Origin of the sequence: Polynucleobacter sp. MWH-UH24A, assembly GCF_018687475.1 — a bacterium.
In the GTDB taxonomy this organism is placed as follows: domain Bacteria; phylum Pseudomonadota; class Gammaproteobacteria; order Burkholderiales; family Burkholderiaceae; genus Polynucleobacter.
This window is the reverse complement of the sequence record NZ_CP061292.1, coordinates 748,724-769,572: the sequence shown is the minus strand read 5'-3', so window position 1 is coordinate 769,572 and position 20,849 is coordinate 748,724. Positions and strand designations below refer to the sequence as shown.

Sequence of the window (20,849 nt, the reverse complement as noted above, 5' to 3'; positions counted from 1 at the left end):
CATGCTCAGTGGATTACTGAAAAAAGATAAGTATGTGCTGATTGCCAGTGCCGCCATCGTTGATTTAATCGTGTTGTGTGTGGCTTGGGAATGGTTAATTGCACCGCTTCGGCCTGGTGGTTCTTGGTTAATCCTAAAGGCAGTGCCTTTGATCATCATGTTGCCAGGTGTCTGGCGCGCGAATGTGTACACCATGCAATGGAGTAGCATGGCGATCCTCATCTACACCACCGAAGCATTAACGCGCATCACCGAGTCGGGTTGGAATGTGTGGATGGCCATTCTCGAACTGATCCTATCCGTCACTGTTTTTGTTGCCTTACTGATGTATCTCAAGCCGATCAAAGCAGAGGCTAAGGCGAAAGCAAAAGACGAATCCAAGCACTAGAATGCTTTCATGAATCAACGTGATTTCATTTCCTACTGCCAATCGGAATTAGGTGATGCCTATGTATTGGTGGAATCCAAAGATCAAGTGCCCTATCTCAGCGATTGGCGCAATCGCTATCACGGCAAAGCGCTAGCCGTTTTACTTCCCAAAACAACCCAAGAGGTTGCCAAGATTGTGAAGGCGTGCGATCAAGCGTTAATCTCCATCGTTCCGCAAGGCGGTAATACCAGCATGTGTGGGGCCGCAACGCCCAATGACTCGGGCCAGCAGATTGTTCTTAATCTTAAGCGCATGAATGCTATTCGCGAGATTAATCCGAGCAACCAAACCATGGTGGTGGAGTCCGGTTGTATTTTGCAAACCGTGCAAGAGGCTGCCAAGACACAAGGATTTCTGTTTCCACTCAGCCTTGGTGCTCAGGGGAGCTGTCAGATAGGCGGCAACTTAGCGACCAATGCCGGCGGCACCAATGTTCTGCGCTACGGCAATGCCCGTGAACTGTGTTTAGGTCTTGAGGTCGTTACTGCACAAGGTGAAATTCTGCATGGCCTACGCAGCTTGCGCAAAGATAATACCGGCTTTGATCTGCGGGATTTATATATTGGCTCCGAGGGGTGTCTTGGTATTATTACTGCAGCGGTCATCAAGTTGTATCCCTTGCCTCAGACCAAATGGACTGCTTTAGTAGCGGTACCCAATATTCCGGCAACGATTGAATTACTGAGTCTTTTTCAAAAGCGTACTGCTGCCTTACTCTCTGGCTTTGAAATGATGTCAAAGGATTCGTTAGACCTGACTGCCAAACAGTTTCCTCATATGAAAAATCCCTTGACCAATGATCCCTTTTATACGGTCTTAGTTGAACTATCCGATCATGAAGGTGAAGAGCATGCGCGTAATTTAATGGAACAGGTGCTTGAGGCTGCGTTTGAAGCGGGTATTGCAAATGATGCCGTGATTGCGAGCAATCTCTCTCAGGCCCAATCGTTTTGGACCATGCGTGAGCACATCACCATGGCACAAGCGCAAGAAGGCGCCAATCTAAAACACGATATCTCGCTCCCAATCTCAGAGCTAGATACCTTTATCACCGAGACCGATCAATTGATTCGGGATCAATTTACTGGGGTCCGTATCATTAACTTTGGGCATTTGGGTGACGGCAATTTGCATTACAACATTGCACCGCCGCTTGGAGTCAATGCTAGCGAATTCAATCGCGTTCATGAGGAAGCGATTCATGATGTGGTCTATTCCCAGGTCGAGAAACACCACGGCTCCATCTCTGCTGAACATGGTATTGGGCAACTCAAGCTCCCTGACCTTGAAGCGCATCGTGGATCGGTGGCGCACCAACTCATGCGCTCCATTAAAACTGCCTTAGATCCCAAGAACATCATGAACCCAGGTAAGGTGTTACCGTGAAACGTCTACTGCTGGTTCTCTGGGGATTTTTCTGCATCTCTCCAGTTGCCAATGCGAATTTACTCTCCGAATTGCAGTCTGGCTCAACGCTGATTGTGATGCGCCATGCCGATGCCCCGGGAATTGGTGATCCATCTGGGTATCGACTGGGCGATTGCTCGACCCAGCGTAATCTTGGCGAGTATGGTCGTCAGCAAGCCAAAGAGATTGGTGCATGGTTGAGTCAGCAAGGAGTTCGAGAAGCCCGCATGTTCAGTAGCCCTTGGTGCCGCTGCTTCGATACGGCGGTTTTGCTGAATAAAGGTCCAGTGACTTCGGAGCGCTCGCTCGGTTCCTTCTTTAATGAAATGAGTGAGAGCGGTAAACAGACTCGAGAGCTGGAGGCATTTGTTCAGCAGCAACTTTCTAAACCAACTAAGTTGCCATTAATTTTGGTAACCCACCAAGTCAACACGTATGCCTATACTGGAAAATCAGTCAGCGTCGGTCAAATGCTGCTTGTGAAAGTGAATGCGCAAGGAAAGGTGATCAGTAGTCGCGCACTCAACTAATGGGGTTGGGATAGTTCTTTGCAATAAAGAAGGCGCGGTCGACGTTCACCTTCCACACAATACCATCACCCACTTGCCCGGTCTGACAGGCCTGAACTAATCGATCCATGATGGCATCGGCCACTTCATCACTGCAAACGATCTCAATCCGAACCTTTGCCGAGTAATCGGTGAGTTCGTCCTTAATCGTAGTCTTTTCAACGCGCGAGGGTGCGCTACAACCCTCCACCTTGGTTACCGTCATGCCCGGAAAGCCTGGGGTATCCATAAGTGCGGATCGCACCATGGGTAATTTATTAGGACGAATCACTGCCTTAATCTCGATCACGCTTCAACCTTTTTCTCTTCAAACCAACCGTACAAGACGGGTAACACTAATAATGTTAAGCCGGTTGAAGTAATTAAACCTGAAATAACCACAATGGCAAGAGGTCTTGTAACCTCAGATCCGGGGCCTCCAGAAAATAGCATGGGGATCAAGGCCAACATCGCTACCGAGGCAGTCATCATCACTGGTCTAAAGCGATGTGCGCACCCATCAATGAGAGCCTCATGCAAAGGCATACCATCGTCGCGCAGCTGTTTGATAAAGGAAATTAACACCACGCCATTTAATACTGCAATTCCCCAGAGATTAATAAAGCCGACCGCAGCGGGTACCGATAAATACTCGCCAGTAATAAATAAGCCGAAGATGCCACCAATCGATGCGAATGGTAGAACCAAAATAATTAGTCCAGCCAAACGAATGGATTGAAATAGCATAAAGAGTAAGAAGAAAATCGCTGCAATCGTTAGCGGAATAATGATCATGAGACGCGCCATCGCACGTTCCATGTTCTCAAACTGACCGCCCCACACTAAGGTGTAGCCCTCGGGCAACTTCACATCCTGTGCAATTTTCTTTTGGGCTTCGTCCACAAAACCACCCAAGTCACGGCCTTGAACGTTCACACCAATCACTAAACGACGTTTACCCGACTCGCGTGAGATTTGCGGTGGTCCATCGAGTAATTCGATCTTAGCTAAATCTTTCATCAACACCTGAGCACCATTCGGGGATAACAAAATGATGTTCTCGATGGCGTCAATCTTGTCGCGGTACGGGGCTGGATAGCGCAATACCATGGGGAAGCGGCGCTCACCTTCGTAAACCGTTGAGGCTTGTTTGCCGCCGATTGCAGTTTCGATGACGTCATTGACATCGGCAACATTAATGCCATAGCGTGCAATCGCAGCTCGATCAATATTGATGTTCAGATAATTTTGACCGGAGGCTTGCTCAATTCGCAAATCGGTACTGCCCTTCATGCGTGACAGAATCTGACTGATCTGCGTTCCTAATTTAATTAGGGTTTGGATATCATCACCAAAGATCTTAATCGCGACTTGTGAACGCACACCCGAGACCATTTCATCAACACGAGCTGCGATGGGTTGAGAAATGACTAACTCCACACCAGGTAAGGTCTTTAATTTATCGCGGATTTGATTGGCAATCTCTTCTTGGCTTAAATCCCGATCACCTAAGGGTTTTAAAGTTACGATCGGATCGGACTCAAATGGCTGGCCAGGGTCCGCTGGGGATTCACCGCGCCCTAGACGGGATACTGCCATTTCAACACCGGGAATGGTCATGATTCGCTTTAAGGCCTCAAACTCGAGTTTGATCGACTCATCCAGTGCAATATTGGCAGAGCGCACAATCACCGGCGTAATTGAGCCTTCTTGCATCACTGGGATAAACGATTTCCCTAAGAAGATAAAGAGAACAACACTTGCACCCAGAGTGATCAAAGCCCGTTTCACCACTAAACGAGGATTCTTTAAACACCAATCGAGCATAAAGTTATAGGGTTTGCGTAATCGAGCCACAATTTTTGTATCGTCCTCACTTCCACCTTTTAGGACATAGGAACACAGTACCGGGGATAGCACAAACGATAGGATCAGTGAGATGGTGAGCGCAATCGCAATGGTGATTGCCATGGGCGCAAACATCTTGCCCTCCATTCCCTCAAGTGCGAGCAAGGGCATAAACACCAAAATGATGATGCCCACTCCAAAAAGCACGGGCTTACCAACTTCGGTGGCTGCCTCCAAGATAATTCGGTTTCGAGATTCGCCCATTTTTAGGCGTGCGCCCAATTTAGCAAAGGTATTTTCAACTACCACCACGGATCCATCGACCATGATGCCGATTGCAATTGCAAGACCTCCCAAAGACATCAAGTTGGCCGAGATGCCATAGCGATTCATCACAAAAAATGTGAGTAGCGGAGTCAAGATAAGAGTAGCGACCACAATGATGGATGACCGAACATCACCCAAGAATAAGAAGAGCAGCACAATCACCAAGATGATGCCCTCAACCAAGACCTTGGCGACGTTGAACATTGCAGCGTTTACAAGATCGGTCCGATCGTAGAACGGTACGATTTGTAAGCCCTCTGGCAGTAATTTGCGCTCGTTAATTTCGGCAACCTTGGTCTTAATGCGGTTGACCACTTCTCGGGCATTGGCGCCACGATTCATTTGAATGATGCCGGCTACACCCTCGGTTACACCATTTTTAATAATCGCCCCTTGCCGAATCTCATTACCAATCATGACCTCAGCCACATTACGGACATAAACGGGGGTACCCTTCACCTCCTTCAGAATAATCTTGCTAATGTCCTCTGGCTTTGCCACCAGGCCTACCCCGCGGATCAAATAACGTTCTGCATAGGTCGGTAATTGACCGCCACCCGAATTGGCATTGTTCCGAGCCAGCGCCACATACACATCCTGCAAAGTAATCCCATAGTGACGCAAACGCTCAGGGTTGACCAACACTTGATACTCTTTAGCGAAGCCGCCTTGGGTATTAATCTCAGCAACACCTGGAATCGAGCGAAGCATGGGACGTACAACCCAATCCTGAATCGTTCGACGCTCTTGTAATTCATCTTCGGTGAGCGGACGATCTCGATCCGATGGATGCTCTAAGGTGTACTGATACACCTCACCCAATCCAGTGGTCGGGGGTGCCAAGACGGGAGTGATCCCATCGGGCATACGGGACGCAACCTCAATTAAGCGTTCAAGAACGAGTTGGCGCGCAAAGTAGATACTGGTCTTGTCCGTAAATACCAGGGTCACAATTGATATGCCGTTGCGATTGAGTGAGCGCATTTCCACAAGCCCTGGTAATCCCGTCATCCCTAACTCAATCGGAATGGTGACAAAGCGCTCAACCTCTTCCGGTGATTTACCGGGAGCCTCGGTGGCGATTTGCACCTGAATGTTTGTGACGTCCGGAAAGGCATCGACCGATAAGCGCTTGGTGGCAAAGAGGCCTACAAAGAACAAGCAAACGCAGATCACCACCACCAATAGGCGTTGTTGAAGGGCAAACCGGACAATGCGCTCAATCATATTGAATCGCCTTAACCACCACCACTAAGCTGACGCTTGCGCTCGGCATTTAAATGAAACGCGCCTTCAATGGCAATCTCTTCGCCCTCTTTGAGGCCAGATAGGATCGCGCGCATGCCTTTACCCTCAGGGCCGGCCTTGACAGCAACCATTCGGTAACGATCATCGTCGCTACGAATAAATACGTAATCTTGGTTATCTTCACGAATCACTGCAGAACTTGGCACCACAAGTCGCTCAACCGGTTCACTATCAATCAACATCGTGGCTAGCATGCCTGGACGAATCTGCCCGGTTGTGTTTGAAATGTCCATCCGCACAACCACAGTTCGGGTTTGTGGATTAACGATCGCATCCACGTGCGAGATTACACCTTCGATCACGCGATTACGTAAAGCAGGAATAATCACCGAGGATTTTTGCCCCTTTTGTAGCAATGATGAATTTCCCTCCGGGACTTCAGCAACTGCCCATAGAGTACTGAGGTCTGCAATTGTAAAAAGCGATTCAGCTGGCTGAACCACTTGTCCACGATTAATTTTGCGCTCCACAATTTGGCCCGGAATCGTGGCAATCACGTTATTAATGGATTCAATGACACCGCTTTTGGCAAGACGATCAATACTTTTCTGATCCATACCCTGGACACGCAATTGATCATTGGCTGCTCGCAACTCGGCTTTTGCAGTCATTGCTTCCGCTTCACGGCGCTGTAACTCTGCAAGCGCAATCACATCTTCTTTATAGAGAATGCGCGCACGATTGGCCGCTTGTTCCGCGAGCTGACTGGCGGTTCGGGCTTTTAAGTAAGCGAGCTGTGACTGAGTGAGTTCGGTTGAAGTAATCTTGGCCAAAACTTCTCCTTGAGTCACTTCCTGACCAGGCACACCCAATATTTCGGATACGCGACCTGTCACATTAGCCCCAATGCGGGCTAAGAACCGTTCATTGAAATCAATGCGGCCAGAGACCCTCAACTCCTCAACAAACGGGGCTAATTTGACCTGCCCATTCTTAATTAATTTACTGAGGTCATCATTCACATAAACGATGCTTGGATCTTGAATTAAGCGAGGGGTCGGCTTGGAATCAAATACATCAAAATAATAAAGGGTTAACAAAACAACGACTACCCAAGGCAAAATAAAGAATCCAGACTTGACCCAAGCTGGACTAGCGTCATACTTTTGCAAGACCGCTGGAGCTTTTTGATTTGCAAACTCGCGAATCTGGCCGTAACCTTGCTTTTGCCAATCCCGTATTGCATGAATGGCAGCAGTGGTTTGCTCCAAAATTAGGGCACGCCCCTTCTGAATTTGATCTGCTAATTTTTTTCTGAATTTAGGTTCAGCGCTCATTATTTTTTACCTTCAATCATGGCCACCCACTCAGGAGAAGCACTCAAACGTTCAATTTCATTCACAATCGATGCCAACTCGAAACGGGCTCGAATCAAATCATTTCGTGCAGCCCGAAACGTACGCTGAGCATCCAAAAACTCCAACATGCCACGCTCACCAAAGCGATAGGAGGTCTCGGCAATCTTGCGAGCACTAGCAGCAAGTTGCACGACCCGCTCATCCAAGGTTTTGACCTGAAAGCGGGTGATTTCATAGAGTTTGTAGGCCGACTCCAACTGAGTCTCGAGGTTTTGCATCTGCGCATTCAATTGATTGCGGGCTTTTGAGGCATTCGCCTCGGCTTCGGTAATTTGACCCTGACGAAAATCCCAAATTGGAATGCTGACCACTAAACCGTATAGGCGATCGGTAAAGTTAGGGTCGTTATATTGTTGAGCCTTGATTGCCAGTTGCGGTAAGCGTGAGTTTTGTTCAAAACTCAGACGTGATTCACTTGCCTCCACCTCCGCCTTAGCACGCTTTAACTCCGGGCTTTGATGACGGAGGTTATCGAGCAAAACCTTAAGCTCGGGTAAAGTTGGAATGGATGCAACCTTAGCTTGGATCTCGAAGTTTGCGGGCAGATTAAAGCCAACAACTTTTCGCAATTGACTGCGGGCCTGTTCAATTCGTAATTTGTTTCCCTGGGCAACGATCTCAGCATTGAGAAACTCGGTTTGCGCACGAATGAGCTCAAAGCGTGCGGTCTCCCCGACGTCATACCGTAACTGCATCCGATCGCGGATTTGCTTAGTGAGATCAAGGTCTTCATCAGCAGCGCGTGATTCGGCTTCGCGGCGCACAAGCTCATAAAAACTTTGGCGTACGCGAGCAATGGTTTCAACTTCAAACGCGACTCGATTTGCCTCTGCTGCACGCATGCTCGCCTCGGCCGCATTGACGCGTGGAAAACGGGTATATGGCATGTCGAGTGGCTGGGTGACAACCCATTGCGAGAGGTTACCAGTACTTAAACCACCCGAGGTTCCGCGTTGCTGGCCCGTATTGACCTCAAACTCAGGATTTGGAATTGCCCGCGCACTTCGCAATTGACCGCCGATTGCGCGCGTCTGATCGCGCGCGGCCATCACCTGTGGATTGCTTTCCAATGCCAGTTGGATTAGTTGATCCAGTGTAAAGATCGTTTTGCTCGATTGCGTTTGTGCCCAAACGGGTAGACCGATACTTGCCCAAATCAGAGCGACATACGATAGTCGACGAATCACGTTTATAAAGGGGTCCACAGTTTTCCAATACTAAAAACTGGTCTGGCCAAGGACTGATTCCCCTCACGCACCGGGTCAGCTCTTCACGGCTTTCCGGAATGTCGATGCGCAAGACCTATTGCTAGGCAGGCTACTCCCCAAAATCGATGAATGGATTTGACCATAGATTACGAATTAGTGATTTCCCTAATAAATTTAGGCCTATTCTGCGATGGCCCATATACAGCGGTGCGTTGCACTTTTCGAATCCTAGGTTACAAAAATGAGAAAATAACAATTCATGAGCACGATTATTGATCCCGCCATCCTGTTTTTTATCTTTGGCGTATTTGCAGGATTGGTTCGTTCCAACCTCGAGATCCCGCAACCCATCACCCGCTTTCTGTCTCTTTACCTTTTAATGGCTTTGGGACTAAAAGGTGGGTTCGCTTTGCACCAATCTGGACTTACCTTTGCAATTACTACCAGTTTAGGAATTGCGATTGCCCTTGCCTGCATTATTCCGCTCGTTAGTTATTACTTTTTAAAGACCAAACTCAATGCCTTGGATTCCGCAGCAATTGCAGCGACGTATGGATCCGTTAGTGCGGTCACCTTCATTACTGCCACCCAATACCTTAATCATGTTCAGATTGAGTATGGTGGTCACATGGCCGCTGCGATGGCACTCATGGAATCCCCGGCCATTATTTTGGCGATCTTCCTCGCCAATCGTGCGAAATCCTCGATGTCGCAATCCAAGCAACCCATGAAAGTGGGCAAACTACTGCACGAGTCATTTACCGATGGTGCACAGTTATTGCTTCTCGGTGCCATGTTGATTGGCATCATTTCAGGTCCGGATGGACAAAAGGTGATGGCACCGTTCTCGGTGGACTTGTTCAAAGGCATGCTGGCATTCTTTTTACTGGATATGGGTTTAATGAGTGCGAAGAGTTTTGTGGATCTCAAGGGCAAACCCAGACGTTTGATTGTGTACGCTTTTATCGCACCGCTTTGTCACTCGCTCTTTGCGTTATTGCTCTGCTACCTCTTCAAGGTGGAATTGGGCAACACGATTCTATTGATGGTGTTAGCCGCTAGCGCGTCTTACATCGCGGTTCCAGCGGTATTGCGGCACGCCTTACCCGAGGTGAGTCCCGCTTTATATATGGGTATGTCCTTAGGTATTACCTTTCCTCTTAATTTAATCATCGGAATCCCTCTTTACACTCAGATTGCCAAATTAGTGATGGGGTAGCTTCCCCAAGGATGAATAAATTACTCAGGTAATCACTCATTTTGATGGGGCTGGGTAAATATTCGCTAAACTGAATATATCAATGGGGGTATTCAATGGCTGCTCGTTCGCGTCGTCAGGCACTCAAATGGATCGCTGGAGCGAGCGGGATCATGCTTGCCCCGCAAGCCATGCAGTTTGCGAGTGCGGCTGAGGATTTTTTTAAAGGGCCGCCAGTCAAGGATATTCCTGCAAAGCAAATTAGTAAGCATGTATGGCTAATTTATTCGCCCGATGGTTTTCCAACACCTGAAAATCGCGGCATGATGGCCAATGTCACCTTTGTGGTCACCAGCAAAGGCGTGGTTATTTTAGATACCGGTGCCTCCTTGCAAATTGGTGAAATGGCAATCCGGATGATCAAGAAGGTAACTGATAAGCCGGTGATTGCGATTTTTAATTCGCATTACCATGGCGATCATTTTTTAGGAAATCAAGCATTTATTGAGACCTACAGTAAGGTCATGCCCATTTATGCCCATCCTTACTCCATTAAACAGATCAAAGGCATTGAAGGCAATGCATGGCGCAATTTGATGGAGCGCTGGACCAATCAAGCAACTGCAGGCACCAAAGTAATTCCACCAACCCATGACGCAAATCACGGTGATGTATTTCATTTTGGTGATGTGCGCATTAAGGTTCATCACCATGGCACTGCGCATACACCGGGCGATATTTGCATGCAGGTCATTGAAGACAAGGTGACCTATGTTGGTGATATTGCCATGGGTAATCGCATCGCCAATATTGATGATGGATCGTATGTGGGGACATTTAAGACCTATAAGAATTTACAAGCCACTGAGGGGGATCAACTTTGGGTCCCGGGTCATGGGGAGCCGAGCAAACAGCTCCTCAATGAATATGGTGAGTTCTTAGCAGGCATTTACGATACCTGTGTCAAAGCCGTAAAAGATGGTCAAGATCTAAGCGTCGCCAAATCATTAGTCCTGAAGGACCCACGGGTTAGCAAACGAGCCAAAACGATGCAAGGCTTTGACGGCAATATTGGTAAATACACAAGCCTTGCCTATTTAGAAGCGGAGAAAGAGGCTTTCTAGGGAATATTAGCTTTATGGCAAATAGCCTTCTCCATAGGCTATCGATCATACTCTTGGCAATGTATGATTTGTCTAGCCAAATTCATACCAACTTAAGGAATAGCCAATGAATACAAGCGCCCTCCTTCTTGTGATGGTATCTGCATTACTCCTCCCTTTGCCTGCCCATGCTTCATTCATGCCCGCTCATTTAATTGATGGGTTTGCAAATCTCGTTTCGTGGGTTGTGATTATTGTTTTGCCGATTGCCTTAATCGCACTCTTTTGGTTTGTCCACATTTGGCCAGATACGGTTGCAAAACGCCGTCAACATCCGCAACGCGATGCCATTCATGCTTTATGCGTTCTTTCGCTATTTTTTGGCGGTCTTCTGTGGCCCTTTGCCTACTTATGGGCGTATACCCGACCAACCATGTACAAACTTGCCTATAGTACAGATCAGTACTCACCGATTCATGAAACAGATCCAAAATCCAAACCAGAGTCGAGCAACCCCTAATGGAAGCTCTCCTCCTTGCTATCTATGCCACGATTGTTTGGCTAATCTTTTTTAAGTTCAAACTCTTACCTTGGACTACCTCGGCCAAGGTAATCGTAGTCACAATCCCCGTGGTTGGGATGATTACGCTCATTCTGTTACTCAATGTTTTTGCCCCATCGTCTGGAGATGTCATTGTGGTCCGCAACAGCGTGGGCATTGTGAGTCAGGTAAAAGGACGTGTCATCGACGTTCCAGTGCGCATTAATCAGCGTGTCAAACAAGGGGATGTATTGTTTAAGATTGATGCGACTCAATATAAAGCGCAGGTGAACTCGATCAAAGCTAAATTGGATTTAGCAACCTTGCGAGTCTCCGAGAATCAACAATTGGTTGCTGCTGGCGCTGGAAATCGTTTCGATCTTGAGAAGGCACAAGCCGATTTGCTCGATCTTCAAGAACAATTCAAACACGCGCAGTACGATCTCGAGCAAACGGTCATGCGCGCTCCATCGGACGGCATCATCGTGAACGTACAACTTCGTCCCGGCGCTTATGTGGCTGCCTTTCCAATTTCCTCGGTCATGACCTTCATGGAAGATACGCCACAAATTTATGCCCTCTTTAAACAAAATGAGTTGCATCAAATTGAGCCTGGCAATGAAGCGGAGTTCTTTATTCCGAGCCTTCCAGGCGAGATCCTCAAGGCCAAAGTTGAGTCGGTCATTTATGCTGAGGGCCAGGGGCAACTCAATGTCAGCGGTAACCTACCCACCATTGGCTTAAGAGATATGACGGCGAATCGTTTTGCTGTTAAGTTGGTTTTGGATGAGACCAAGAACTACCCCCTACTGCCTGCGGGCGCTGTGGGCGAGGGTGCGGTATACACCAATCATTTGGCCTTCTTACACATTATTCGTAAGGTCATGTTGCGAGTAGGTACCAAGCTCAATTACATCGTTCCGAAGTTGCATTGACATGAATACCGATTCTTTACGCAAAGGTTTAATCAATGGATCAAGCTGGATGATGGTATTGCTAAGCGGCTGCGCAATTCAAGATCCACTAAGCGGCCAAGCACTGCGTGATCAATCGCTACCAAAGCTTGCAATCCCTACTCAATTCAGTGCCTCACGCGTAAGCGGTCCGATTCTCGATCAAGCCTGGCTTAAGCAATTTAATGATCCAGAACTGAATGACTTAGTGGCTGAGGCTCTCCAAAATCATCCGGATATTCGAGTAATGGCTGCGCGACGTTTGCAAGCCCAAGCTTTAATTGATGCGGCGGGTGGTGCACAGTATCCAGGTTTAGGCGTAGTTGGTAATACAGGTGGTCGTATTGGCTCGAGTGGCAGTGGTTTAACCGGCTATTACATTGGTGCAAATTGGGAGTTAGACCTCTGGGGACGAGTACGCAATCAAGTTGCTGGTGCGCGCGAGAATGCGCGTGCGCTCAATGCAGAACAAGAGGCGGCTCAACTGTCGCTTGTGGGCACCCTGACTAAAACAGTTTGGCTCGCCCGAGGCTTACAGGATCAGGCACGGCTGAGTGAAGATAATGCCAATGCCGCAGCTCGTTATGCAGAGCTCACTGCTATTCGGGAAAAAATTGGGGCATCATCTAAGTCTGAAGTCTCTACAGCAAGAGCGATGGCTGCTCAGAGCAAAGAGGCAGAATTCGTTATTAAGCAATCGCGCGACCAAGCCCTGCGCGCCGTAGAAATCTTAGTTGGGCGTTATCCCCATGCTAAACCACTCAAGAGCACCGAGCTTCCTGCCTTGCCACCCCCAGTTGCACCCGGTATTCCAACGGATATTTTGGAGCGCCGCCCCGACATCATGGCGGCTGAGGCTCGCGTTAATAGTGCCTTTTATGCCGCAGCTGAGAAACGCATGGCGCGTCTTCCCAAAATTAGCCTGACCGCTGGGTTTGGTTACATCAATAGCCAGGTTTTTAGTTTAGTCAATGGGCCAAGTAGCAGTTTGGGTGTTGGGGCGAATGTGATGATGCCCCTTTTTCAGGGCGGCGCCATAGAAGCACAAATTGCGTATCAGAATGCAGAGGCACAAGCAGCCCTAGCCAACTATGGCAAAGTAGTACTCAATGCATTTGGAGACGTCGAGAATGCTCTTAATGGCGAAATGACTTGGCGCGAGCGCACCATCGCACTCCAAACCCAATTGAAGGAACAAAAGCAAATCCTTCGAAATACCGAACAAGAATTTTCAATTGGGCGGATTGATCAGCGTCAGATTCAGCAACAGAAGATCAAAACCAATACCACTGAAATCAATGTCCGCCAAGGCCAAGTTGATGCACTTACTCAACGAGTTAATCTTTACCTTGCGCTTGGCGGCTCACCGACTCCTTAATCCCAAGATCCATTTACTTTTTTTAGATCGAAATAACTTATGCGCAACCTATTGATTCGTAACATCGCATTAATCCTCAGTGTCCTAGCGCTAAGTGCCTGCAGCACCTTGGAGCGCAAAGCTGCAGTGCCGGCCTCTGATTTAACCCGTGCGCAAATCGCCGGCATGCAAAGTACTCGATATTTAATAGCCACTTCCGCCGGAATTAATAGCTTTGTAGATGATGTCAACACTCTTAATCGGCGCTTGAGTAAAACTATTCTGGGTGACAAGAGTAACTACCTGTCATTATCGGGAGGTGGTGACAATGGTGCATTTGGTGCAGGTCTCTTGGTTGGTTGGACCGAGCAAGGCACGCGCCCCGAGTTTAATTTGGTCACTGGAATTAGTACCGGGGCCCTCATTGCACCGTTTGCCTACTTAGGTAAAGACTACGATCGCGTTCTCACGGAGGTATACACCCAAGTAAAACCGAGTGATATTTTTAAATCGCGCGGCTTTTTGTCAGGGTTCTTTGGCGATGGGTTAGCGGATACCTCACCTTTGTTTCAATTGATATCAAAACATGTCACCGATGACTTTTTAAAAAAAGTAGCCCATGAATACAACCAACGGGGTCGCTGGCTTTTAATCGGCACCACGAATATTGATGCTGGCACACCAGTGATCTGGAACATGGGGCAAATCGCAAGCGTCGGCTCCCCCGAATCCTTAGAGCTGTTTCGCAAGATCTTGTTGGCATCGGCATCAATTCCAGCAGCCTTTCCTCCCGTAATGTTTGATTTCATGATCGATGGCAAAGAATTTCAAGAAATGCACGTTGACGGTGGCGCGACAACCCAGGTTTTTCTTTATCCAGGAGCCGCAGCGAACCGAGCAAAGGAAATTGGCGTGAAGCGCATTACCAATCGTCAGGCCTACATCATTCGTAACGCCCGCTTGGATATCGACTGGCAGCAAACCGAGCGTCGTACCTTGAGTATCGCTGGACGTGCGATTTCACAATTGATTCAATCCCAAGGAATTGGGGATCTTTACCGCATCTATAACATTACGCAGGATGATCGGGTGGGATTTAATTTAGCGTATATCGGCTCAGACTTCAATTTTCCACATGTTGAAGAATTTGATACGAAATACATGCAGGCACTATATGACTATGGCTATCAGCGGGCTCGCAAAGGCTATGACTGGAGCAAATACCCTCCGGGATACCGTAAGTCCATTGAGGAAGATACAACCATGCAACCCGAGCTTTTAAATACCAAGCCCGTTCAAAAGAAAACGAAGTAAGCTTAACGGCAATCGAATACAGCCACTAGCAAATTATCGCCCTTTCGATACACGGCACGCTTGCCGTACTGTTGACAGTAAGCATTCGCTTTATCGGTAAGCTGCGAAAGTGACTCGTCTGCACTATTCAAAAACGTGACATGGTTAGCGTCTGATGCATCAGTAAACACAGCGGCACAGCCATGAAGCAATATTAAAACAGCTGCTAGGATGAGTTTTTCCTGGATAAACTTTGTAAGTTGATTCATGATTAAATATTAGACATGGTAATTTACCATCCAGTTTAATCGGATTGATTTCGCGAGCTGCTCAGCTTGTTTGGCAATCGCACTTGCCGCAATCACGTCTCCTAAGCTTCCCATGGTCGCTGGCCCAATCATCCAAAGGCTTTGATAGGCCCTGCCGTTTTGATCAAGAATGGCAAGCTGTGAATCGATTGCAATCGAACGTTTAAGTGCATCAGGGTTAGCAATGGTATGCGTCATTTGATCAAGCAATGGGTCACGTGCCACACCGGTGCAATTAATTAGGTGTTGACCGCGGACTACCTCACCCTGACATAGGGTTACATGAATCGCTCCATCCCGCACCGCAATTTGATTGGCACGACCACAGCGAAACTCGATTTGTTGCAGATCACGCAATTGATGATATGCCGCAATGGTTTGTGGTGAAGCCCGGAATCGATAGAGATTCCAAAGCCATCCAAAGCGTTTTATCAAAATACGACGTTGGTGCGGATTAAACCCCTGCCAAATGCGATTGAGATCGGGTCGTAACTCCTCCCACGCGCATTGCCATTCCGATTGATCGCTTGGGGTATTGGGGAGATAGTGGCGCATAAAGCGCACCAATCGGGCTGGATTCATCGGATTTGGCCATTCTGGCTCCTTAGTTCGAATCCATGGCGCCTGGGAAGGCGGAAAAATGGCTCGAGGAGAAATCACGAAGACTTTACCTTGATGACCCTGTTCCACAAAACCATTGATGGCATCAAGCGCCGTCAATCCGCCACCAAGCAAAAGAACAGAATCCTTTGCTGGTATTCGATGAAGATAATCTCCTAGCCACGGGTTCTCAGTCAAGGTGAGATGGTTTAAGGTCTCTTCCACACGCAGTGTGCAGGGCCAGGTCGGGGTAGCATTACCAGTTGCCAGAATAATTGCTTTTGCATCGATCCGTTCACCAGTCTTGAGTTCCACTCTCCACTGGCCATCAGACCCAGTGATGCGCTGTGCCTCGCCTTGAATCTGATTGATATTTCTTCCACTAAGTTGATGATGAACCAATCCACTCATGTATGCCCCAAAATCGCTGCGTCGATAGAAATAACCGGCGCTTGTTTTGGCTTGGGGGTCATTAATGTGCTCTTTAGCCCAGCTCGCAAAATGCAATGGATCCTCGGAGAAGATTATCGGGAGATCCTCACGCACATTGAGCCGAAATGCAGGACTAACGCAGTCATACGCATTACCCCGCCCTAAAGTACGTTTACCAAGAATCGAAATGGATTGTGAATCAATCCCTTGACGTAGCAGATGAACCAAGGCGACAGCGGCTGAAAAACCGTCACCAATAATCAGTAAGTCCTTAATAGTCAATTTCTATACTTTATCAATTGAATCTATACAGTATAGAGATTACCTCCTTTACGAGACCGTAACCATGCATAAAAGACCGGTAAGACAAACAGGGTCAGAATCGTTGCAGTGATCATACCGCCCACGATGACTAGCGCTAAGGGTCGTTGAGCCTCCGATCCAATCGCGTGCGATAAGGCTGCGGGGAGTAAACCTAGGCCAGACAACAGAGCCGTCATGAGAACCGGGCGAACCCGTAAGCTCGCCCCTTCAACCATCGCATCCTTCATCTGCGATTCGTCCTCTGAGCTTACTTTATTAATAAAGGAAATTAAAATCACGCCATCCAACACTGCGATTCCAAAAAGGGATAAGAATCCAAAGAGCGCTGAAATACTTAAGGTCTCACCCGCTAAGTGAAGGGCGACGATGCCGCCAATGGCCGCAAAGGGGACATTAATTAAGACAATCGAGGCATCGCGAATATTCCCGAACACGCTCAATAGCAAGAAGAAAATTCCTAAAAGCGCAAGAGGCACAATAATCATGAGGCGACGCTGAGCCTCTTTCATCTGATTAAACTGACCATCCCAGGCAATCGAATAATTTGGGGGAAGACGTACAGATTTTTCGATTAAAAATTTTGCATCCTCAACAGCGCTACCAAGATCTCTACCACGAACACTAAATTTAATCGCAATATAGCGCTTGCCATATTCGCGGTAGATAAAAAATGGTCCATCTCCAATCTTAACTTTCGCAACCATCGATAATGGAATTCGACCGCCACCAGGGACATCAATTAACAACGCCTTGATATCTGATATGTCGTTACGGTGATCTTCTTGAAGACGAATAGCAATACCAAAACTCTTTTCATCTTCTAACAACTGGGTAATAGGAGTACCTCCAATCGCATCAGCAACCAGTATTTGAATTTCATCCATTTCTAGGTTATAACGAGCGGCCCGCTCACGATCAATTTCAATATTAAGTGTTGGTTGACCTAATTCTTTAAGGATGCCTTCATCTGCAATCCCGCGGACATTTTTGAGAAGCTTGAGGACCTCATGCGCCTTCTCATCCAATACCTCAAGATCAGGGCCGTAGATCTTAATGGAGTTCTCTCCCTTCACGCCGGACAAGGCCTCATTGACATTATCTTGAATATATTGAGAGAAACTGTACGTTAATCCAGGAATTTTCTTAAGCTCCTCCTCCAGATTCTGAATCAGGATTTTCTTATTAGTACCGGCAGGCATTTTGTCCGGAGCCTTAAGATATAACCCATATTCTTGATTAAACACTCCTGTTGGATCCGTGCCGTCGTCAGGGCGCCCTATTTGAACCGCAACTTTTTCAATCTCAGGTTGCTTGCGAAATAGTTCACGCAGTTCATTAGAAATCTTAACCGAGTAATCTAAATCAACCGTATTGGGTAAAGTCACTCGCAACCAAATATTGTTTTCCTCAAGTGTGGGCAGAAATGCAGTCCCTAATCGGGTGGTACTTAAAAGTGCTAGTCCTAAAATAAATACTGAGGTAGCAGCGATCGTTCGCGGCCGATCCATCCAGCGACGTAACACTGGTCGATACCAAGCTAGTAATGCAGTAATAAACCCTGGGGGTTTGTGGTGAAAATTTTCACTAAAAATGAATGACATCATTGCCGGTAAGAAGGTCAAGCTCAGAATCATTGCGGCAATCAATGCAAAACCCATAGTAAATGCCATCGGCTTGAAAATAATACCCTCGACACCACCCATCAGGAACAGGGGGGAATACGCCACAATAATGATGCAGACTGAATAAATCATCGCCCGCTGAACTTCGCTAATGGCCACCACAATACTTTGATTGAGACGCTTCTTCCCATCCTCTAAATGCCGCATCACGTTTTCAGTAACGATTACTGCGGCATCCACAATCACACCAAAATCGATTGCCCCAAGAGATATCAAATTAGCAGGTACATCAAATAAATCCATTTGGATAAAGGAAAAACACAACGCCAAAGGAATTACGGCAGCAACAACCGCTGCGGCTCGAAAATTTCCTAAAAATACATAGAGCACTACAAGAACAAGAGATATCCCAAAAAATAGAGTGTGCTTAACTGTGCCAATCGTAATATCAAGTAAATTTTGGCGATCATAAAAGGGTTTGATTTCAATTCCTGGCGGCAACACGTGGGCATTTAGGTGATTAATTTTTTGACGGACTCTAGCTAACACTTCGGTAGCATTTTCACCGCGTCTTAAAAACACAATTCCTTCGACCTCATCGGGTTTGTCATCAAACTGAAAAACGCCAAGACGTGGCGCATGACCAATCTTCACTTCGGCAATATCACCAATACGGATTGGAATGCCGTTATTTGTGGCAACTACAACTTGTTTAATGTCAAAAATATTCTTAAGTAAGCCAACGCCACGCACTACAAATTGTTGTTCGCCGCTTGGTAACAATCCACCGCCAGTATTTGCATTAGAGGTTGATAATGCATTCACTAATTGTGAAAGCGTTACGCCTTTTGCCTGCATTTTTTCGGGCAGGATAACTACCTGATATTGCCTTACTTTACCGCCAAAGGAGGACACCTCTGCAACGCCTGGAGTTTGTTTTAACTCTTTATAAATTTCGTAGTTTTGAAGTGTTTTTCGACGTGTTGAGTCGGCATATTCTGAAACCACCTGATAACGCATAATTTCCCCGGTCGCATCCGAATCAGGGCTAACACTTGAAATAACCCCTGGTGGGAAATCTACTTTAGATAGATTCGCAATAAATGTTTGTCGAGCCTTAAAGGGATCGGCAAGGTTATTAAATTTTAGGGTAACAACTGATAAACCAAATAAAGACACAGAACGGAAAGTCTGTACACCAGGAATGCCAGCCAAGGCATTCTCCACAGGGATCGTAATTTGTTGCTCAACCTCTGTGGTTCCTCTCCCAGGCCATTGTGAAATAGCTTGAATGGTAAGCGGTGCAACTCCTGGATAAGGCTGAATTGGTAGTGCTCGAAGTGCCATTCCACCCAGAATGAGCAACAAAATGCAACAAGCTAGAACAATAATGCGCTTATGAATAACACTACGAACAAAAGAACTAAGCAGACTCACTGACTACTCCTGTTTAGTAAAACGTTCGTTTAAGAGCACTGCGCCTTTAACTAAAATCTCTGTATTTGGCTCTATTCCATCCGTAATTGCAAAACGTTTTCCATCAAAATCAAATCCCTTCACAATAATACGTCGATAGTTTTCAGGTCCAGTACGTACAAAGGCATAAATTGCCTCTTTATCACGTACGATCGCTGTTTGGGGAACTACTATTGCTTGTGTTGTGCCGATTTGTAATTTGGCATTAGCATACATGTCAGGCCGTAAACTACCATCAGTATTGTTAATATCGGCTCGAATCATTATTCCTCTTGATTGAGCATCAACTGTTGGCGAAACATAATTTACCTGAACAATAATCTCACGATCAGGATACGCTTCTAAATGAATTCGCATTCGCTGACCCCGTTCAATCAAGCGCGCATCCTGTTCGAATACATTGCCAGTGAACCAAAGTGCTTTAGGATCAGCTAAAAATACCAATGGTTCACCGCTACCAACAATCGCTCCTGGTTCTACATTTCGTTTAACCACCACCCCCTTGAGAGGTGAGCGCATAAGAAGATTGGGGCTAGTTTTTCCAGAACGTTCAAGAGACAGAATGTCAGAATCTGCAAACCCCAAATTACGCAGACGGTTTGCGGCAGCATCTTGTGTAATTTTGGCATCAGCCAAAAGATTTGTTAATGAACTATTCTGAGTAAGAATTTTGACTGTTTGATGGGTTAATAAGAACTCTTGTTGAGCTGAATTAAACTCCGGACTGTATAACTCAATAACCGGGCTACCAACATCAATTGACGCGCCCTCAAAAGAAAAGATGCGCTCTACCCTGCCAGATACTCGAGCACTTAATAGTTTCCCTTTTTCTGCATTAAATACAAGTCGTCCAGGCACCTTAATTTCTTCTGGAACCTTTTGTAGGATTGCTTTTTCAAAGCGATAAATTTCTGGATTAAGGTTAATTCCGGGCATACTTAACGAAATAATTCCCGACCTATCAACTACTATTTCCTTTTCTTGCTGCTCTGTCTTAATGATGCGATGAACGGTTGTTAGACGTCCCGCGATAAATCCAAGGACCAGAATTCCAAAAGCAAATAATGCCAAGCGAATTCGGTAGCGTTTCTCAGGACTTAATTCCCAATAGGCTTTTGATACGGCACCTAACTTGTGCTGTACGAGCTTTACAAAAGTTTTAATATGCTCGATCAATTTTGGATTAAGGTGTTTTTTCATAGTTATTC

17 protein-coding genes are annotated in these 20,849 nt (G+C 46.8%); 9 read left to right on the top strand and 8 right to left on the bottom strand.

The annotated features are described in order from the left end of the window. The first annotated feature begins 1 nt into the window (after position 1). The 3 genes from ICV32_RS04055 to ICV32_RS04045 are packed head-to-tail and all read left to right on the top strand — an operon-like array spanning position 2 to position 2,367. Positions 2-388, top strand: a complete 387-nt coding sequence (locus ICV32_RS04055; RefSeq protein ID WP_215372148.1) for a DUF2069 domain-containing protein — start codon at positions 2-4, stop codon at positions 386-388. 9 nt (positions 389-397) lie between these two features. Next, entirely contained in the window at positions 398-1,816 is a 1,419-nt protein-coding gene (locus ICV32_RS04050; RefSeq protein WP_215372146.1) for an FAD-binding oxidoreductase, read from the top strand. Beyond that, positions 1,813-2,367 (top strand): histidine phosphatase family protein, encoded by a 555-nt coding sequence (locus ICV32_RS04045; RefSeq protein WP_251371927.1) that lies wholly within the window; start codon positions 1,813-1,815, stop codon positions 2,365-2,367. The genes ICV32_RS04050 and ICV32_RS04045 overlap by 4 nt, the downstream gene beginning before the upstream one ends. Here the strand turns inward: ICV32_RS04045 and ICV32_RS04040 are convergent. From ICV32_RS04040 to ICV32_RS04025, 4 genes are read right to left on the bottom strand one after another with little or no spacing between them, the layout of a single operon-like run. Continuing rightward, positions 2,360-2,695, bottom strand: coding sequence for a P-II family nitrogen regulator (locus tag ICV32_RS04040; RefSeq protein WP_215372144.1), 336 nt, complete (start codon positions 2,693-2,695; stop codon positions 2,360-2,362). The two genes, ICV32_RS04045 and ICV32_RS04040, sit on opposite strands and share 8 nt — an antisense overlap. Further along, positions 2,692-5,787 carry an efflux RND transporter permease subunit gene (locus ICV32_RS04035; protein WP_215372142.1) on the bottom strand — a complete coding sequence of 1,032 codons (3,096 nt, stop codon included), beginning with the start codon at positions 5,785-5,787 and terminating at the stop codon, positions 2,692-2,694. The genes ICV32_RS04040 and ICV32_RS04035 overlap by 4 nt, the downstream gene beginning before the upstream one ends. Positions 5,788-5,798: 11 nt before the next feature. After that, a complete protein-coding gene (locus tag ICV32_RS04030; RefSeq protein ID WP_215372141.1) occupies positions 5,799-7,145 on the bottom strand; it encodes an efflux RND transporter periplasmic adaptor subunit in 1,347 nt (448 codons plus the stop codon). After that, complete coding sequence (locus tag ICV32_RS04025) at positions 7,145-8,413, bottom strand: TolC family protein (protein ID WP_215372139.1); 1,269 nt, start codon at positions 8,411-8,413, stop codon at positions 7,145-7,147. Before ICV32_RS04025 ends, ICV32_RS04030 begins: the two co-directional genes overlap by 1 nt. 280 nt (positions 8,414-8,693) lie before the next feature. Here ICV32_RS04025 and ICV32_RS04020 point away from each other — a divergent pair, with 280 nt between their 5' ends. From ICV32_RS04020 to ICV32_RS03995, 6 genes are all read left to right on the top strand, one after another. Then, positions 8,694-9,653 (top strand): sodium-dependent bicarbonate transport family permease, encoded by a 960-nt coding sequence (locus ICV32_RS04020; protein ID WP_215372137.1) that lies wholly within the window; start codon positions 8,694-8,696, stop codon positions 9,651-9,653. A gap of 95 nt (positions 9,654-9,748) precedes the next feature. Continuing rightward, the gene (locus tag ICV32_RS04015; protein ID WP_215372135.1) at positions 9,749-10,756 is read left to right on the top strand and encodes an MBL fold metallo-hydrolase; all 1,008 of its coding nucleotides are present in this window, start codon (positions 9,749-9,751) and stop codon (positions 10,754-10,756) included. Positions 10,757-10,862: 106 nt separating this feature from the next. Then, positions 10,863-11,255 carry a DUF3302 domain-containing protein gene (locus ICV32_RS04010; RefSeq protein WP_215372134.1) on the top strand — a complete coding sequence of 131 codons (393 nt, stop codon included), beginning with the start codon at positions 10,863-10,865 and terminating at the stop codon, positions 11,253-11,255. Then, positions 11,255-12,211: an HlyD family secretion protein gene (locus tag ICV32_RS04005; protein ID WP_215372132.1), complete on the top strand. Its 957-nt coding sequence runs from the start codon at positions 11,255-11,257 to the stop codon at positions 12,209-12,211. The genes ICV32_RS04010 and ICV32_RS04005 overlap by 1 nt, the downstream gene beginning before the upstream one ends. 1 nt (position 12,212) lies before the next feature. Further along, positions 12,213-13,607, top strand: coding sequence for an efflux transporter outer membrane subunit (locus ICV32_RS04000; RefSeq protein WP_215372130.1), 1,395 nt, complete (start codon positions 12,213-12,215; stop codon positions 13,605-13,607). Between the two features lie 39 nt (positions 13,608-13,646). Next, positions 13,647-14,900 carry a patatin-like phospholipase family protein gene (locus ICV32_RS03995; RefSeq protein WP_215372128.1) on the top strand — a complete coding sequence of 418 codons (1,254 nt, stop codon included), beginning with the start codon at positions 13,647-13,649 and terminating at the stop codon, positions 14,898-14,900. A gap of 2 nt (positions 14,901-14,902) precedes the next feature. On the opposite strand, the gene ICV32_RS03990 is transcribed toward ICV32_RS03995, so the two are convergent. The 4 genes from ICV32_RS03990 to ICV32_RS03975 are packed head-to-tail and all read right to left on the bottom strand — an operon-like array spanning position 14,903 to position 20,841. Further along, positions 14,903-15,148 (bottom strand): hypothetical protein, encoded by a 246-nt coding sequence (locus tag ICV32_RS03990; protein ID WP_215372126.1) that lies wholly within the window; start codon positions 15,146-15,148, stop codon positions 14,903-14,905. A gap of 9 nt (positions 15,149-15,157) precedes the next feature. Further along, positions 15,158-16,501 (bottom strand): FAD/NAD(P)-binding protein, encoded by a 1,344-nt coding sequence (locus ICV32_RS03985; RefSeq protein WP_215372124.1) that lies wholly within the window; start codon positions 16,499-16,501, stop codon positions 15,158-15,160. Between the two features lie 23 nt (positions 16,502-16,524). Continuing rightward, positions 16,525-19,596, bottom strand: a complete 3,072-nt coding sequence (locus ICV32_RS03980; RefSeq protein ID WP_215372536.1) for an efflux RND transporter permease subunit — start codon at positions 19,594-19,596, stop codon at positions 16,525-16,527. A 9-nt stretch (positions 19,597-19,605) separates the two neighbouring features. Further along, positions 19,606-20,841 carry an efflux RND transporter periplasmic adaptor subunit gene (locus ICV32_RS03975; protein WP_215372122.1) on the bottom strand — a complete coding sequence of 412 codons (1,236 nt, stop codon included), beginning with the start codon at positions 20,839-20,841 and terminating at the stop codon, positions 19,606-19,608. Positions 20,842-20,849: the final 8 nt, after the last annotated feature.